11 protein-coding genes are annotated in these 16988 nt (G+C 67.0%); 8 read left to right on the forward strand and 3 right to left on the reverse strand.

All coding sequences use genetic code 11. The annotated features are described in order from the left end of the window. Positions 1–155 precede the first annotated feature (155 nt). Positions 156–539, reverse strand: coding sequence for a response regulator (locus VFB33_11430; GenBank protein ID HZO82294.1), 384 nt, complete (start codon positions 537–539; stop codon positions 156–158). A gap of 317 nt (positions 540–856) precedes the next feature. Between VFB33_11430 and VFB33_11435 the strand changes: the two genes are divergently transcribed. Next, complete coding sequence (locus VFB33_11435) at positions 857–1963, forward strand: sigma-54 dependent transcriptional regulator (GenBank protein ID HZO82295.1); 1107 nt, start codon at positions 857–859, stop codon at positions 1961–1963. A gap of 127 nt (positions 1964–2090) precedes the next feature. Further along, the gene (glgP, locus tag VFB33_11440) at positions 2091–4613 is read left to right on the forward strand and encodes an alpha-glucan family phosphorylase (protein HZO82296.1); all 2523 of its coding nucleotides are present in this window, start codon (positions 2091–2093) and stop codon (positions 4611–4613) included. 21 nt (positions 4614–4634) lie between these two features. Here glgP and VFB33_11445 read toward each other — a convergent pair whose 3' ends face one another. Both VFB33_11445 and VFB33_11450 read right to left on the reverse strand, forming a co-directional pair. Beyond that, the gene (locus VFB33_11445) at positions 4635–6485 is read right to left on the reverse strand and encodes an FAD-dependent oxidoreductase (protein HZO82297.1); all 1851 of its coding nucleotides are present in this window, start codon (positions 6483–6485) and stop codon (positions 4635–4637) included. A gap of 34 nt (positions 6486–6519) precedes the next feature. Beyond that, positions 6520–9921 carry an adenylate/guanylate cyclase domain-containing protein gene (locus VFB33_11450; GenBank protein ID HZO82298.1) on the reverse strand — a complete coding sequence of 1134 codons (3402 nt, stop codon included), beginning with the start codon at positions 9919–9921 and terminating at the stop codon, positions 6520–6522. Between the two features lie 277 nt (positions 9922–10198). On the opposite strand from VFB33_11450, the gene VFB33_11455 reads away from it, so the two are divergent. From VFB33_11455 to VFB33_11480, 6 genes are all read left to right on the forward strand, one after another. Beyond that, a complete protein-coding gene (locus VFB33_11455) occupies positions 10199–10807 on the forward strand; it encodes a CBS domain-containing protein (protein ID HZO82299.1) in 609 nt (202 codons plus the stop codon). A 31-nt stretch (positions 10808–10838) separates the two neighbouring features. Next, positions 10839–11558, forward strand: coding sequence for a phosphoribosyltransferase family protein (locus tag VFB33_11460; protein ID HZO82300.1), 720 nt, complete (start codon positions 10839–10841; stop codon positions 11556–11558). Between the two features lie 157 nt (positions 11559–11715). Continuing rightward, complete coding sequence (locus tag VFB33_11465; GenBank protein HZO82301.1) at positions 11716–13353, forward strand: hypothetical protein; 1638 nt, start codon at positions 11716–11718, stop codon at positions 13351–13353. A gap of 11 nt (positions 13354–13364) precedes the next feature. After that, positions 13365–14984: a hypothetical protein gene (locus tag VFB33_11470; GenBank protein HZO82302.1), complete on the forward strand. Its 1620-nt coding sequence runs from the start codon at positions 13365–13367 to the stop codon at positions 14982–14984. Positions 14985–15035: 51 nt separating this feature from the next. Further along, positions 15036–16679: a hypothetical protein gene (locus VFB33_11475; GenBank protein ID HZO82303.1), complete on the forward strand. Its 1644-nt coding sequence runs from the start codon at positions 15036–15038 to the stop codon at positions 16677–16679. A 27-nt stretch (positions 16680–16706) separates the two neighbouring features. After that, positions 16707–16988: hypothetical protein (locus VFB33_11480; GenBank protein ID HZO82304.1), on the forward strand; the 282-nt coding region annotated here is incomplete at its 3' end.

Here is a 16988-nt window from a genome sequence, read left to right on the forward strand (position 1 = left end):
CAGCGGGAGCGTGCGGACAAGTTTGACGTCGGCAGCCAGCTTCGACCTCGCTTTGGATGAATCTCCGCCGGCGAATCGGTCTCCCGATTCGGCACAGAAGGCCGGGTCATCCTCGACGCAAAATCAGGGACGGCGGTGAATTATGAGAGCGGCCTTCAATGCCCGTTGTGGTTCCGGCCGAGCAGGGAATCGATAAGCGCGACCAGCTGGCGGTTCGCGAATGGCTTGCGCAGGTATGCCGATGCCCCTGCCGCACGAGCCTCTTCCAGGGAGCGCGAGGAGTGGTAGGCGGTCATCAGGACAATCGGCGTATCCGGGGACTTTCTGTGCACGTAGCGGGCCATCTCGAAGCCATCGCTCACCGGCATCGTGATATCGCAGAGCACGAGACCGGGATGCTCCGAGTCAAAAAGCGCCATCGCGCCGGCCACGTCGTTAGCGACCACGCAGCCGTAGCCCACCGAACGAAGCAATCGCGCGCAGCTGTCTGCAAGGTCCGCTTCGTCGTCAACGATCAGGATGGTCTTGGTCGGCGCCATTTCGGCCCTAGTTCCCCATCTGGGCCGAGAAAAGTTTACAGCAACTCATATGCCAAAATGTTTTCCCACGTCGAAGCCGAAGTTGAGGCCGAAAAGGACCAAATCGGCAAGGCCGCGTCGGCTTTTCGACCCTGGGCGCCTCCCCAGGGAAACTTCCCCACTGAGGCGCTGCCGCCCCATCTTGCACCTCGCTAAGGAGACAAATCCTAATCTGCATCCAGAGGGAACCCCGTGGCATGGTGCGTGCTACCTGAGGCGTGATGCCGACAGATACAAGCTCGGTTCGAAAAGAAGCACTGCCGCGGGAGGATTTCGCCATGTACGTTGTCGATCATGCCGCACCCATGAATTCGGGCAGGCCCCATGGCCTGAGCGGCAAGGCCGGGTTTTACGGGCTGGTCGGATCGAGCGACGTGATGCGCCGGCTGTATCGCCGAATCGAGGCCGTCGCCAGCTTCCGCTCGACTGTGCTGATAGTGGGCGAGAGCGGGACGGGCAAGGAGTTGGTCGCGCGCGCGATTCACGATTGCGGAGCCCAGCGCGGGCCCTTCATCCCCTTCAACTGCGCGGCGATCCCGCGCGAGCTGGTCGAGAGCGAGCTCTTCGGCCATCGCCGCGGCGCTTTCAGCGGAGCGACGGCCGATTTCCAGGGCCTGTTGCGCGCGGCCGAGGGCGGCACCGTCTTTCTGGACGAAATAACCGAGATGGCGCCCGACACGCAGGCCAAGCTGCTGCGCGCATTGCAGGAGCGCGCGGTACGCCCGGTCGGCGCCACGCGCGAGATTCCGATTGACGTGCGGCTGGTCGCTTCGACCAACCGCGACCCCGGCGAGGCGGTGCGCAGCGGACAGCTGCGCAGCGACCTCTATTACCGGCTCCAGGTCAACGTGCTCGAAGTGCCGCCGCTGCGCGCGCGGCGCGAGGATATCCCGGCCTTGGCTGCACACTTCGTCGCGCTATTCAATGCCCGCAACATGGGAGCGCGGCTTGTCACCGGCATCGAGGACGACGCGATGGCGGCGCTTGCGAGCTACGAGTGGCCGGGCAACGTGCGCGAGCTTGCCAACACCATCGAGTCCGCCTTTACCTTCGGCACCGCCGCCACTATCGGCCTTTTGGATCTCCCCTCGAAGGTCGCTAGTGCGCGCGGGGGTGCACCAGCGCCTATCGAGGTCGCGGCGCCGTTCCACGCCGAGCTGCCGTCAACCCGCAGCGTCCAGGCGGGCGCGGTCGGTACCTTCGCTGACTTCGAGCGCCAACTCATCGTGCGAGCGCTGGAATCGACCGGTGGCAACAAGGTCCAGGCTGCCCGCCTGTTGAAGATCTCCCGCAAGAAGCTTTACGCGCGAATCGAACGCTATGGGCTCGTGATGCGTGAGGCAAGCCAGACGCCGGTCGCTCCTTCGCAATTCGCGCCGTCCTGAGAGGGGATTCTGATCGCTTCAACGGCGATCGTTCCGCCAGCGCGGCGGGCGGCGCGTGCGGCAGATGCGGCCGGTGTGCCGCCCGTCCGAACATTTTCGACCGGTTGCTTTTGCGCCCACGCCGACAATGAACGTCGACCGCTACGCCGCGCGCATCCTGCCGCCCGAGCTCCAGGGGCTGACCGAACTCGCCTTCGACATGCGTTGGAGCTGGAACCATGGCGGCGACGCGATGTGGCGCGCGGTCGATCCCGAGCTATGGGAATTCAGCCACGACCCCTGGCTGATGATCGAGACGGTTTCCACCCGGCGCCTTGAAGAGCTGGCCAAGGATAAGACCTTCCTCGCCGAACTGACCCGTCAGCTCGAGGAACGCGAGCGCCGGATGCGCGAATCAACGTGGTTCGAGCGCAGCCATGGGCGCGACGCCCTCGGCACCGTCGCCTACTTCAGTATGGAGTTCGGGTTGAGCGAGGCGCTGCCAATCTACTCGGGCGGGCTCGGCGTCCTTGCCGGCGATCACATGAAAACGGCGAGCGATCTGGGTGTGCCGATTATCGGCGTCGGCCTGCTCTACCAGCGCGGTTATTTCCGCCAGGCGCTCGACCACAACGGCGAACAGGTGGCCTGCTACCCGTACAACGCGCCCTCGATGCTGCCGGTGCGGCCGCTGCGCGACGCCCGGGGTGACTGGACGCGGGTCGAACTGCGCTTTCCAGGCCGGATGCTCTACGTCCGCGCATGGGAGGTGATGGTTGGACGGGTCCGGCTGTGGCTGCTCGACACCAACGACCCGCTTAACCATCCCGCCGACCGCGGCATCACTGGCGAGCTCTACGGCGCGGAGCCAGAAATCCGCTTTCAGCAGGAGATCATCCTCGGCGTCGGCGGCTGGCGGCTGGTCGAGCAGATGGGAGTTGACGCCCGCGTATGCCATCTCAACGAAGGCCACGCCGCCTTCGCCATCCTCGAGCGCGCCCGCCAGTTCATGCTGCGCAGCGGGCAGCCGTTCAAGGTCGCCCTGCGATGCACCCGCGCGGGCAACGTTTTCACCACGCACACGCCGGTCGCTGCAGCCTTTGACGTTTTTGCCCCTGAGATGTTCGGCGAGTACGCAAACCGCTTCGCGGCGGCAGTCGGCGTCGGCGTTGAGGAGCTGCTCGCGCTCGGCCGCGCCAATCCTCGCGACCCTCGCGAGCCGTTCAACATGGCGTACCTTGCGGCGCGCGGCGCGGCCAGCATCAACGCGGTCAGCCGGCTGCACGGCGAGGTCAGCCGGCGCATCTTCCGGCCCCTGTTTCCACGCCTTCCACTGGCCGAGGTGCCGATAAGCCACGTCACCAATGGCGTGCACATGCCGTCTTGGGACTCGCAATTCGCCGACGAGCTGTGGACGGAGAGCTGCGGCAAGGGGCGCTGGCTGGGCGAGCTGGAGGAGATCGAGAGCAACCTCGGATGCATCAGCGACGAGGTTCTGTGGAGCGCGCGCAGCCATGCGCGTCAGGCGTTGATCGAATACGTCCGCCTCCATCTGAGACGCCAGCGCGCGATGCGCGGGGCCGACCCGCGCCAGCTCGAACAGTGTGAGCGCCTCTTCGACACCAACACGCTCACGATCGGCTTCGCCCGCCGCTTCGCGAGCTACAAGCGCCCGACCCTGCTGCTCACCGATCCCGCCCGCCTTATCCGCCTGCTCAACGACCCTATGCGTCCGGTGCAGCTTTTCGTTGCTGGCAAGGCGCATCCTAACGACACCGAGGGCCGCCGGATGGTGCGCCAATGGTCGGAGTTCGCCACCCGGCGCGAAGTCGAGGGTAAAGCCGCCTTTCTCGAGGACTACGACCTCGCGATGGCGGCGCATCTGGTACAGGGCGTCGATCTGTGGATCAACACGCCGCGCCGGCCCTGGGAGGCGTGTGGCACCAGCGGGATGAAGGTGTTAGTCAACGGCGGGCTCAACCTTTCGGAGCTCGACGGATGGTGGGCCGAAGCTTACTCGACCGACGTGGGCTGGGCGCTGGGCGACGCGCTTGAGCACGACGCGGATCCGCGATGGGACGCGGTCGAGGCCGAGGCGTTGTACCGGCTGCTTGAAGAGCAGGTTGTCCCCGCTTTCTATGCGCGCGACGCGCGTGGGATGCCGGTCGGATGGATCGCCCGCATCCGCGCGAGCATGTCGAAGCTTACTCCGCGCTTTTCGAGCAACCGGATGATGCGCGAGTACGTCGAGCGCTACTATCTCCCGGCGGCGACTGACTACAGGCGGCGCAGCGCCGGCCATGGCGAGAATGGCGCCGCACTCCAGTCATGGTACGAGCGGCTGGCGGCGGGCTGGGCGCAGCTCCACTTCGGTAACGTCGAAGTCGTGAAAGTCGGCGAGCAACACCTGTTCGTTGCGCACGTGTACCTGGGCGAGGTGGATGCCGACGCGGTGCGCGTCGAGCTATACGCCGAGCCCGCCGACGGCGCGACACCGGAAGTGTACGTGATGACGCGTGGCGAGAGCCTCGCCGGCGCCGTCAATGGCTATATCTATACCGCCGCGGTGCCGGCCGTGCGCCCGTCAACCGACTATACCCCGCGCATCGTGCCCGACCACCCACAGGCCCGCCTCCCGCTGGAAGCAAACTTGGTGATGTGGAAAAGCTGATGGGCGAAGGCGGCGGGCAGCTCAACGGCGAAGCTGGGTGCCGGCGGCCAGCGTCTGCAAAACGCGCAGGGTGTCGAGCGCGGTTGCAATTCCCGCCATCGGCAGCAGCGACATCGCCTGCACCAGGTCCATCGCGCGACCGAGCCCGCTTTCGAGCAATTGCGCGCTGGGACGGTCGAAGATGTTCGGCTCGCCACGGCGAAACAGCGTCGCGTCAAGCCGCCGCAGCGGTTCGAGCACCGGCGGTTCGTGCAGCGGCCACAGGGCGCATCGCGGTTCGCGTGAGCCGGTGCGGTCGAGGATCGCGTTGACCGCGCGCCGCGCCGCTTCGTTGGCGCCTTCCATGCTCGCCAGCTGGGTGTACGTCCGCACGTAGTCGGAGGCCAGCAGGAGGTTCTCGATAGGGCCGGCGGTTTCCGGGCGCGAGTCCCACGATCCCACGGTGTTGATGAGCAGCGGCTCGAGGTTGCGCATCTCGGGATGCGCCAGCGCGTGGGCATCGTCCACGATATCCGGGTCTAGATACCAGTCGGCGAGGTTCTCGCGCTCGAGCACCGGCGCCCTGCCGGGCGCATTGAGGTGCGCGCAGAGCTGCACCCACACCTCCTCCATGATTTGGCGGCGCGAGCAGTGCCGCGCGGGCCCGTGATGCAGTCCGGGCGAATCCCAGTCTGAGATGTCCACCGACAGGATGCCGTTCACCTGTCCGTCGCCGTAATCGCGCGCGATCGGATCGCGCCAGAACTGGCTCTGCGAAATCGAGGTCAAGGCCCACGGCGAGTCGAGATAGGTGACGTGTCCGGCGATGACCGGAACGTCGCGGTAGAGGTAGTACTGAATCCCGTTCATCCATGCGGTATAGAGCTTGTCGAGTTTGGCGAGCGCCGGGTCGATCGCGAGCATGGCGTCGCTCAGCAATCCGCGGCTGCGAAACACTTCGACCGGCAGCGCAGCGATGTAGTAATCGGCGACGACCTCGACCCGGCGGGTCCGCGGCGCCGGCTCTCCCAACACCTGATCACCGCTTTGTACTCGCCGGCCGGCGTGCTGTTCGATGTGGGCGCGGGTGATCCGAGTGCCGTCGCAATCGAGCGCGACCACTCTGCAATGGCGCTCGAATCTCACCCCCAGCGTTTCCAGATACTTTCGCCAAGGGTTGATCCAGACCTCCTCGGTCGGTCCGTTGAGCAGGCGATCGACCTCGACGCCCGGCGTCATCAGCCCGTACATTAACTGGAGCAGAATCGTTCCGCCCGTGCGCGCACTGACCTTTTCGGCGCGGCATGCGACAAGGCATCGGCTGAGCCCGATCGCGAGGAGGCGCTGGTAGTCGCGCGACATCTGGGGGGCGCCGATAAAGTCCCACCAGCTCTGATGCTCGAAGGTCCGAAGCCGGCGCTCGTCGCAGCTCGTCGCCAGCGCCAGCATCCGGTTGAGGAAGTAGGTCGTCTCGTGCGCCGGGATACCGGCGCGGGCGAGGTCCCACGCTCCCTCGATCAGGCTGCCGACGTCGCTCAGCGTGCGTGGAAAACGCGCGGGGCCGCACAGCCCCGGTGCGCCCATCCGGGCGAACTCGATGCGAGGGGCGTCGACCAGGTTGCCGAGCACACCCCTGGGCTGGTTAGCGAAGGGAATGCGCCGCATCGTATCCGGCAGGTGGCGGTAAAAGCCGGGAAAGAAGCGGAAGCCGTGCTCGCCGGGCAGCGGCCGGCGCCCTCCGGTGGCACGGCCGTGGGCGATACTGCGCGCCTTGCCGCCGAGCAGTCCGCGCCGCTCATACACGGTTACCGCGAAGCCGCGCTCAGCCAGTTCGTGCGCGGCGCTGAGGCCGGCCACACCGCCGCCCAGGATCGCTACGCGCGTTTTGGCCATCGGCGGCCCCCCAAACCGCCCAAGGTCGAGCAGCCTATTTTACAGCCTGCTGTTGGTCTCGCCGCGCGAGGTTTTCGAGCAGTGCGCGCGCCTCCTTGAAATCCGCGAGCTCGAAGCCCTCGGTGAAGGCGCCGTACAGCTCCGCCAGCATTGCATGTGCCTGCGCGTGGCGGCCCTCGGCGATCCACAGGCGGGCGAGGCTGTTCGCCGTCCGCAACTCGGCAAGCTTCATCCCGCGTGCGCGCGCGAGGTCGAGCGCTTCTTTGAGGCTGGCTTCGGCGTCGGCGCGTCCGTCTCTGCCGTCCGGAGCAGCGAGCGAGGCATACACTTCGCCGCGCAACCGCAGCAGATCGGCCTCGGCGGCGCGTTGCTCATGCTCGTGCGCGTATTTCAGGGCCCGCTCGAACTCGGCCAGTGCGGCGTCACGGTTACCCAGCCGCGCCTCGGTCCTAATCAGCGCGGTCAAGTACAGCGGAACCTCGGAGCCCGCACCGACCGCGAACCACGCGTCGATTGCCTGGCGGAGCTGATCAATGGTATCGCGCCCGGGAGAAAGCTCGGCCGCCGCCATCCCGCCTAAAATCCTGCCGCCTGCCGCCCATAGCGGAAAGTCTTGCTCGATTGAGAGGCGAACCATCTCGTCGGCCGCCCGCCGCGCCTGCTCGAATTCTTTGCGGTAGAGATGGGCACGCGTGATGAAACACCAGGCGAACGCCGCGCTCAGCGGATGGGAGTGGCGGTTGGCGATCTCGAGCGCCTCGTGGTTGAGTCGCAGCCCGGTGTCAGGCAGGCCCAACTCCAACACTGCCCATCCCAGGTAGGCATGGATCGCCATCCCCGGGTCCTGCCCGTAGATGAGAGCGTGCGAGCGATGCTCATCCGGCACCCACAGCGCAAGCGCCCGTTCGAGATGCTCGCGCGCGACCGCCGGCCAGCCCATCATCAAGCGCGAGATGCCGGCGCGCAGATGGGCCTCCATCTGGAGCGCCGGAACCTGCAGGCGGTCGGCGAGTTCGAGCGCTTCGAGAGCGACCTTCTCGGAGGTGCGGATGTCGCCGCGCACGAGATAGAATGCCCACAATCCCATCATCACCGGGATCGTCTGCGGCGACTCGCCGAACTTCTCACAGATCGCGAGCGCACGACCGTAGGCCTTCTCCAGCTCCGGCGCCGAGTACCCCTTGACCGCCATCCACGCGACGCCGAGCGCGATCTGAAGGCCGAGCTCCTGCTGGTCGCGTTCAGGGCCTTCGGCAAGCGCCTCAAGCAGCTCCAAGGCCTGGCCGAGATGGCTGAGGGCTTCGATATTGGCCGAGCGCTCGATCGAGCGTTGGCCGGCGGCATGCCAGAACGGAATGGCGCGTGCGCTCAGGCCGCCGCGGGTGTAATGGTGGGCCAGCAGTTCGGGACGTTCGGCCTTGATTTCTGGAAATCGCTCGTCGAGCACGGTGGCGACGCGCTGATGGTGTCGCTGGCGAGTGCTCTTGAGCACCGATTCGTAGGCGGCGTCCTGGAGCAGCGCGTGCTTGAAGACGTAGCGCGCCTGGGGGATCGTCCCGTGCTGGAACAGGATCTCGGCGCCGACCAGATTCGCCAACGCCTGCTCCAGCGCCTCCTGGTCCAGCCCCGAAACGGCACGGAGCAGTTCGTAGGAGAACTCGCGACCCAGCACCGACCCGAGTTGGGCAACTTCGCGCGTGGTGGACAGCCGATCCAGACGCGCCATCAGCGAATCCTGCAAGGTGGCGGGAATCGCCAGCGCCGGCAGTGGACCGCTGAGTTCGTAGCGCCCTCCCGCGTCGCGCAGGATGCCGGATTCGAGCACGTTTTTGGTCAGCTCTTCGACATAGAGCGGAACGCCGTCGCTCTTGGCCGCGAGCAGGCGGGCGACCTGAGCCGGCAGCTCGCCTCCTGCGACCCGCTCGGCCATCGTGCGCGCCTCAGCGTCGGCGAGGCGGCTGAGCGTGAGGGTGGTCGCGTGCGGCCGGCCCGACCAGGGCGGCGCAAACTCCGGACGGGCCGTGAACAGCAGCAGCAGCGGTGCCGAATGCGCCTGCTCGACCAGCATCGAGAGCAACTCGACGGTCGAAGCGTCGGCCCAGTGCAGGTCCTCGCTGATCAACAGCAGCGGTCCGCGCTCGGTCGCGCGGCGTACCCACTCCACCAGCACCTGCAAGGTTTTCTCGCGTTGGCGCTGGGGGCTGAGCTGGGGCGCCGGATAGCGCTCGGGCGGCAGCGGCAGCGAAAGCAGGTTCGCTACCACCGGCATCGCCTCGTCGAGCGCAAGGCCGCTATCCCGGAGCGTGCGCTCGAGTCTGCGCAGGCGCTTGTCCGCCTCGTGCTCACGGTCGAAGTGCAATATGCGCTGGAGAAAATCGATCACGGGGTAGAAGGCGCTGTTCTGGTAGTACGGAGAGCATCGCAGTTCGAAATGCCTCGCGCCTTCCTCCGCGACCTGTTCCTTGACAACCTCGGCCAGACGCGATTTTCCAAGTCCGGCCTCGGCGCTGAGTGTCACTGTCCGTCCGTCGCCGCGCCTGGCCGCTTCCCAATAGTGGCCGAGCAGGGCGACTTCTTCGTCCCTGCCGACCAGCGGAGTGAGGCCGCCGGAGAGCGCGGCCTCGAAGCGGTTGCGCGCGCCCGTCTCGCGCACGACGCGATGGACCGCAAGCGGATCGGCCACGCCCTTGAGCTGGCGCGCGCCCAGCGGCTCGCACTCGAATAGTCCGCGCACGAGCTGCTGGACCGCCTCGGTGATGAGCACGGTGTCGGGGTCGGCGAGCGCCTGCACGCGCGCCGCGATATTGGGAGTGTCGCCCAGCGCCAGTTCCTCGCGCCGGCCGCCGCCGCCCATCTCGCCGACCACCACCAGACCGGTGTGAATTCCGATCCGTACATGGACCGGCCGGCCCAGTTGCGCGTGTAGCTGGGGCAGCTGTTCGATAATCGCGAGTCCGGCGCGCACCGCGCGCTGCACGTCGTCTTCATGCGCGGCCGGATAGCCGAAGTACACCACGATGCCGTCGCCGAGGTACTGCGCAACGTGGCCCTCGAAACGGTTCACCACGCGGCCGCATAGCCGCTGGTAGGCCTCGATCAGGCGGCGCAGATCCTCGGGATCGAGCTGGGTAGAAATCTCGGTCGAGCCCACGAGGTCGCAGAACAGCACCGTCAGATGCCGCCGCTCGCTCGCATGCGGCGTCCTGGGCTGCGCGGCGGGGGTCGATCCTGAGAGTCCTGCGGCTTGGTCCTCCGATGATATCCCGCCGGCCGGGGCGGACGCGCCATCCAGCGCCGCGCCGCATTGCAGGCAAAATCTCGCGGCCGGCGGATTGTCAGTCGCGCACGCGGCGCATCGCCTGCTCAGCGGCGCACCGCATCCGATGCAGAAACGTGCGTTCGCGGGATTCTCGCAAGCGCAGACCGGACAGCGCATCGCACGTACCCCCAAGACCAGGCGCGCCTCGACGACGGCGAAGAGAGACAAGTTCTACAATGGCCGCTCCGACTTCAGCAAGCGAAATCTTCGTGGCCAGGGTTCGATTGTCTTTGCTCCCAACGGAGCCACGGCCGCGGTTGCTGCATGTGTCCGAATCGCACCCGCAAGCCCGCTGGTCCTTGCCCGCAAGGGCCGCAATCGATGGCAATCATCTTGCTTCCCTATAGTGCGAGGCAAAATCGTGTCGGGGGGCGCAAAGCCCGGGAGAGAAGCAATGATCGTTGCTCGCTGGATGACCAAAAATCCGATCACAATCAAGGCGGACGATACGCTGGCAGCGGCACGGCGCAAGATGGACGCGGGCAAATTCCGCCGCCTGCCGGTGGTCGAAGACGGCGCGCTGGTCGGCATCATCACCGACCGCGACCTGCGCCAGCACGTCGGCGCTCTAGAGCACGTCAGGGTGGACGCCGTAATGTCGAAAGGCGTCGTAAGCGTCACGCCGTCCACGATGCTGGAGCAGGCGGCCTATCTGCTGGTCAAGCATAAAATTGGCGCGATGCCGGTGGTAGATGCGGGCAAGCTGGTCGGAATTGTCAGCGCAACCGACCTCTTGCGCGCGTTCGCCGAGGTTCTCGGCGCCACCGAAGAGGGCGTCTCCCGTATCGACCTCGCGCTTGCTGGCGACCCGGGAGAACTGGCCACCATCGGCCAGCTAGTGGCGGGCGAGAGCGGCGAGATCCTCGGGATGGGTACCTATCCGGGGGCCGCCGACTCCGGCGCGCGCCAGGTGCTGTGGGTGCGGCTGCGCAGCGCGGACGCCAGCCGGGTGGCCCGGATGCTGAACGAGCAGAACTTCACCGTGCTCGCGATTCATCCGTAACGGCTCCGGCGCGCGTCGGGGGACGCGTGCGATGAGGCAGGAGATGTGGACGGTGTTTGCCGATCGAGCCGAGGCTGGGCGCCGGCTGGGGACGGCCCTGCACACGTATCGCGAGCTCAAGCCGGTGGTGCTGTCCGTGCCGCGCGGTGGGGTGCCGGTCGGCTATGAGGTCGCGCTCGCCCTTAACGCGCCGCTGGACGTGATCGTCGTGCACAGGCTCACCGCGCCGCTGCGCCCGGAGCTGGGGATCGGTGCGCTTGCCGACGGCGATCAAGTGGGGAGTGTGTTCAGCGAGGCGGCGATTTGCGAACTGCGGCTCCCGCGCGAATTTCTGGCCCGCGAGGTCGAGCTCGAGCTGCGTGAGATTCGGCGCCGTCAGCAGGTCTATCGGCGCGAACATCGCGCGATCGGCTGTGCTGGGCACACCGTGATCGTCGTCGATGACGGGATCGCGAGCGGTGCCTCGGTTACCGCCGCGCTACGAGCGGTGCGCCGTGCGGGCGCAGCCCGGGCCGTGCTCGCCGTTCCGGTCGCCCCTTCAGCGACGCTGGGGCAGTTGCGTCGGGAAGTCGATGAAGTCGTTTGCCTGGTCACGCCTGAAGAGTGTTCCACGATCGGGCGCTTTTACTCCGATTTCTCCGCGGTCAGTGACCGGCAGGTGATAAACCTGCTCGACCTTGCTCGCGTCGCCAGCGGCTGGGAGATCGACGGCGCCGACGCGCGCGAGGCCCTTAGCGTGCACGCACGGTAGTAGCCTAATCACCGCCCACACAGTGGCGCTGTCCCGTAGATCGCGCCCGACTACGGTGGCCCGGGCGTAGGGTCGATAGCGGCTCGGCTGGCAGACATGGCATACTCTGTCCGCGTGCAAGGGCAAGCGTCCGCAGCCGGCGGGCGGAGGTGCGGGCTTGGCGGGGAGCTTCGAGCAGGCAAGGCTGGGCGGCGGCGGAGCATTATCGGATCCGCAACCCGATGAACCTGCGGCGGCGCGGAGCGGCGGTAGCCTGCCTTCGCTGCTGCGGTCGGCACCCGCGCTGGTGCTGTTCGCGATCGTGATCGCGGACGCTATGCGCGCGGCCGACACCGACCTCTGGGGTCACATCTTCTTCGGCCGCATCGTCCTCAGCCATCATCAGTTGTGGTTTCACGCGCCGTTTTCGTACGCCGTGGCGCCGGGCCCTCGTAAATGGATCATGCACGACTGGCTCGGCAACGCGCTGATGGCGGTCGTATACGATGGCGCAGGCGTGCTCGGACTGAAGCTAGCCAAGTTTGCATGCGTCGCAGCCCTGATGGTGTTGCTTTCGCTTGGTGCGGCCGAAACCGGCGCATCGCTCGAAGCGCAGGCAATCGTGTTCCTGGTCGGCGCGCTCGCCCTGTTGCCCATGATGCAGCTTCGCACGTACCTGGCCGACGACCTCCTGCTTGCGGCGCTCATCCTGATGCTGGGGCGCGAGGCTTATGGCAGCACGCAGCGCGGTCATGCGCCCTGGCTTGCGATTCCGATGTTCGCATTGTGGGCCAACCTGCACGGCGGCTTCTTCATCGGGCTGATCGCGCTGGGCCTGTACGCGGCGATCCGCGGCGCGCAGGATCTGGCTGCCGCAAGGAGCGCATCAACCGCGGCGCGGCTCGTAGCAATTAGCGCCGCAGCGGCGCTGGCCACGCTCGTCAACCCATACGGGTTGCGCGATTGGCTGGTAATCGCTGGAGTCCTGCGCAATCCGTTCACGCTCGCCCACATCTCGGAGTTCCGGCCGCTGTTCGTCGTAATCGCCGATCTCTACCGTCATGGCCGGCCGCTGTTTCCCTTCGCTTGCGCGGTGCTGATTATGACCGCTGTCCTGGTGAGCTTCGCGCTCACCCCGCGGGCCGACGACCTGGCCTTGTTCGCGATCGCGGCGCTGATGTCCGCGGCGGCGCTGTACGCGGTGCGCAATACGGCGCTCGCGGTCGTTGCGGCTGTCGTCCCGCTGTGCCGTCATGCCGGTCTGCTCGTTGGCGGGCGAGGCGCCTGGAATCGGGAGGATGCGCCGCATTCGCTGCCTTGGCCGCGCATGCAGATCGCCGTAGCGGGCGCGGCCGCATTAATCGCGCTGCGCACCGGCTTGTTGTCGAGCCGGCTGCCGGCGGTCGAGGAAAAGCCGGTCGGGGCAGTGGCCTTCATGCGTGCGCACAACGTTCACGGCAACGTGCTGTGCGAGTTCGGATGGGCCGACTATCTGCTTTGGCACGACGCGCCGCGCTCGCGGGTTTTCATCGAGAGCCTGTTCGAAGCCTACTATCCGCCCGAGGTCCAACGTGATTACGCGGCGTTTTACTACGCCCGCCCTGGCGCAACGCGCGCGCTCGACGCGTACCCCACGCAATTTGTGCTGATGCCATCGGGCTCGCCGGCCGACGCCGTGATGCGGGCGCAGGGCGGCTGGCGGCTTCTGTATCGCGACCCGGTGGCGGCGCTGTTCGCGCGCGCGGATTCTCCCGCGGCACGCCTCGCCGGCGTCGCGGAGATCAATGCCTCCGTGCCGCCGAGCTTCTTCCCGTAGCCGCACGGCTGATGAACACGGCATCGCGCGGCGCCGTCCCGCTCCAGATCGCAGCGCCCGGCTGCTCACTGCTCCGCTATGCGCCGGCGCTGGCGCTCTTTCTGCTCGTGCTTGCCGATTCGGCGCAGTATGCGGATACCGATCTCTGGGGACACGTGCGATTCGGCCAGCTCATCCTCAGCCGACACCGGCTTATCCGGTATGCGCCGTTCGCCTATTCGTTCGTTGCGGGCGGCCCGCCATGGGTTGATCACGAATGGCTCGCACAGGTCGTCATGGCACTCTCCTACCAAGCCGCGGGCGTGGTCGGGCTGAAGCTGTGGAAGTTTGCCTGTGCGGCGGCCACCGTCGTCCTGCTCGCGCTTGCGCAGGCTGAAACCGGAGCGTCGCCCGGCGCGCAGTTCGTCGTGCTCGCGACTGCCGTCGGCGCGCTGGTTCCACAGATGCAATTTCGGCCGCAGCTTTTCGACTACGTCGCGCTCGCAGCCCTGGTTGCGATGCTCGCGCGCGAGGACGGCGGACGGCCTGCGCCGCTATGGCTGGCCGTGCCCGTTCTTGCGCTGTGGGCCAATCTGCACGGCGGGTTCGTCGTCGGGCTGGTGGTCCTCACGATTTATACGGCCGCAATCGCCGTGAGTTGCGCGTCGCGCCGCGCTCCGGCAAGCAAGCCGAGGCGTCTTGCGGTGTTCACGTCTCTCGCCGCGGCCGCGACGTTCGCAAACCCGTACGGGCCACGGATTTGGCGTGCGCTGCTCGAAACCGCGCGCAGTCCGTTCACGATGCGCAGGGTGGCCGAGTATCAGCCCTTGACGGGCGTGCTTCGCTCGGCGCTGGCTTCAGGCGTGCCGATCTTTTCCCTGATTTGCTTCCTGGCGATGCTGGCCGCGCTGCTGATCTGCCTGGCCATGGCACCGTCGGCCGAGGACCTCGGCGCGGTCGCGGCCGCCCTGGTTTTGTCGGCCGGCGCTCTCTACGCCGTGCGCAACGTGGCGCTCGCGGTGATCGCGCTTGCGGCTCCGCTTGCCCGTCACGCCCGGCTGGCGCTGGAACGTATCGAGCGGCGCCTGCCCGGCGACGCGCTCGCGACGCGACCCGCGCCGACGCCGCCGATGCTGAGCGTCTCCGTGGCTCTCGCGCGCAGGCGGTTCCAGCTGCCGATATGCGCGCTTGCGATCGCGTTCGCCGTTCACCAAGGGCTGTTCTCGCCGACGCTGCGGGCGGCCGGCGCGGAGCCTGCGGGCGCGGTCGAATTCATGGCCGCGCACCGCCTCCACGGCAACGTGCTCTGTGCCTACGGATGGGCGGTTTACCTGATCTGGCATCAGGCGCCCCGCTCGCGCGTGTTTATCGACAGCTTCGAAATCATGTATCCGCGTCAGGTGCAGGACGACTACCTCGCCTTCAACGACGCCGGGCCCTCGGCGGCGCGCGCGCTCGACGCCTATCCGACCGACTTCGTCCTGATGCCGACCGGGTCGCCGTCGTATACCCTGATGACGGCGCGAGCCGGGTGGCCGCTCATCTATCGCGACCCGCTGGCCGCTCTCTTCGCGCGTGCAGACTCGCCGGCTGCGCGGATTCCGGGTGTTCCGGTGCTGAGCGCGTCGGCGCCGGCGAGTCTTTTCCCCTAGCTCCGAAGCGTGCGTGCGCAGGATGGATGGAGTGTTCGAGGCGAAAGGGAGATGAAAGAGGGGAAGGCGGCGGACCGGGTCCAGCCTGCTGGCGCGGCAAGCGTGGCGGCCTCGCGCTCGCAGGCTGAGGAGCCACACCCAGCCGCATCCTTGGCCCCGCCGCCGCGATCGCTGCTCGGCTACGCTCCGGCTTTTGTCCTGCTCGCAGTCGCGATTGCCGACGGGGTCCAGTATGCCGACACCGACCTCTGGGGGCACGTGCGCTTCGGCCAGATCATGCTGCGCACGGGCCATCTGATCCGCCACGACATCTTTTCCTATTCCGCTCCCGGAGCGCCGTGGACCAACCATGAATGGCTGGCCGAGGTCGTGATGGCGCTGCTGTACAACGCGCTGGGCGTGGCCGGGCTCAAGCTGCTCAAGTTCTTCTGTGCGGCGGCGACCGTGCTGCTGCTGTGCGCGGGAGTGGCGGAGAGCGGCGCCGCGATGGAAGTGCAGTTCGTGGTCCTGCTGGTTGCGTCGCTGGCGATCGCTGGCCAGGTTCAGTTCCGCCCGCAGCTTGCCGATCAGATTTTTCTGGCCGCGCTACTGCTCCTGCTGGCGCGGGAGAGCAACGGGCGGCGCGCACGCTGGTGGCTGGTGCTGCCGATGATGGTGCTGTGGGCGAATCTCCACGGCGGTTTCTTCGTCGGAGTAGTCGTGCTGGCCATGTACGCCGCAGTCGCCGGGGCGCTGGAAGTGTGGGACGGCTGCTGGCCACGCCGCGGCTTACGGCTTGGCCTGCTCGCGCTCGTGGCTCTTGCCGTGACGCTCATCAACCCTTACGGCGTCGGCGAATGGCGGGTCGTGATTCACAACTTCCAGAACCCCGTCACGATGCATCTCAACGTCGAGTTCCAGAGTTTGTTCCATCAGCTCGGCGGCGGCGGATTCAGGGCGAAGCTGTTGGTGCCGTACGTTTTTCCCTTCATCCTGATGGCTGCGCTAGCGGTCGGCTTCGCGCTTGCGCCGCGCCGCGACGACCTCGCGCTGGTGGCGATCGCCGCCCTGATGAGTTACGCCGCCTTCTACGCGATTCGCAATATGGCGCTGGCTGCGATCGCGTGCGCGACTCCGGCCGCGCGCCATCTCGATCTCGCGATGCGTCACCGCTGCAGTGTGCGCGGATTGCCGACGCGCTCGGAGCGCGCGCACGCCGCACTGCACATTCAGCTCTTTGCCCTGGGCGGAGCGGTCTTCGTCGCCTTGCAGCAGGGGATGTTCTCGTCGCGCCTGGCGGATTTTCAGCCCCATCCGGTCGGCGCGCAGGACTTCATGCAGCGCCACAACCTCTATGGCAACGTTCTGCCGCAGTACGAGTGGGGAGTTTATGTAATCTGGCATCAGGCGCCCCGCTCGAAGGTTTTCTTCGACAGCTTCGAGCTCCGCTATCCCGAGCCGGTGCAGGAGGCATACGTGGACTTCGCCTTCCGCGGCGGCGCCGCCGCGGCGGCGATGCTCAAAGGCTATCCGCACGACTACGTGCTGGTTGAAACGCGCAGCCGCATGTACCGCCTGATGATGGGGCGGCCGGACTGGAAACTTATCTATCGCGACCCGGTGGCGGCGCTTTTCGCGCGGACCGACTCAATTGCGGCGAGAATCCCCGGCGTCCCCGTATTGCGCGACACCGCGCCGCCGAGCTTCTTTCCATGATGGGATGGGTTGCGGAGCGTATCGGGGATGAAAGAAACCGCGAGGCCGAAACGGGCGCTCATGGCAACTGACGCGATGACCACCGCAGCGCCTGCTTACGATGCGACGCGCCCCGGCGGCGACGTGTCCCGAGGGGGTGGAGCCAATCAACCGGCGCCGCCGATCCTCCGTTACGCGCCGGGGTTCGTGGTGTTGGTGGCGGTGCTGGCGGACGCGGTGCAGTATGCGGACACCGATCTCTGGGGGCACGTGCGTTTCGGCCAGATGATGCTGGCGACGCATCGGGTGCTGCGCCACGACCGGTTCTCC

Source organism: Candidatus Binataceae bacterium, assembly GCA_035650475.1.
Lineage (GTDB): Bacteria > Desulfobacterota > Binatia > Binatales > Binataceae > JAKAVN01.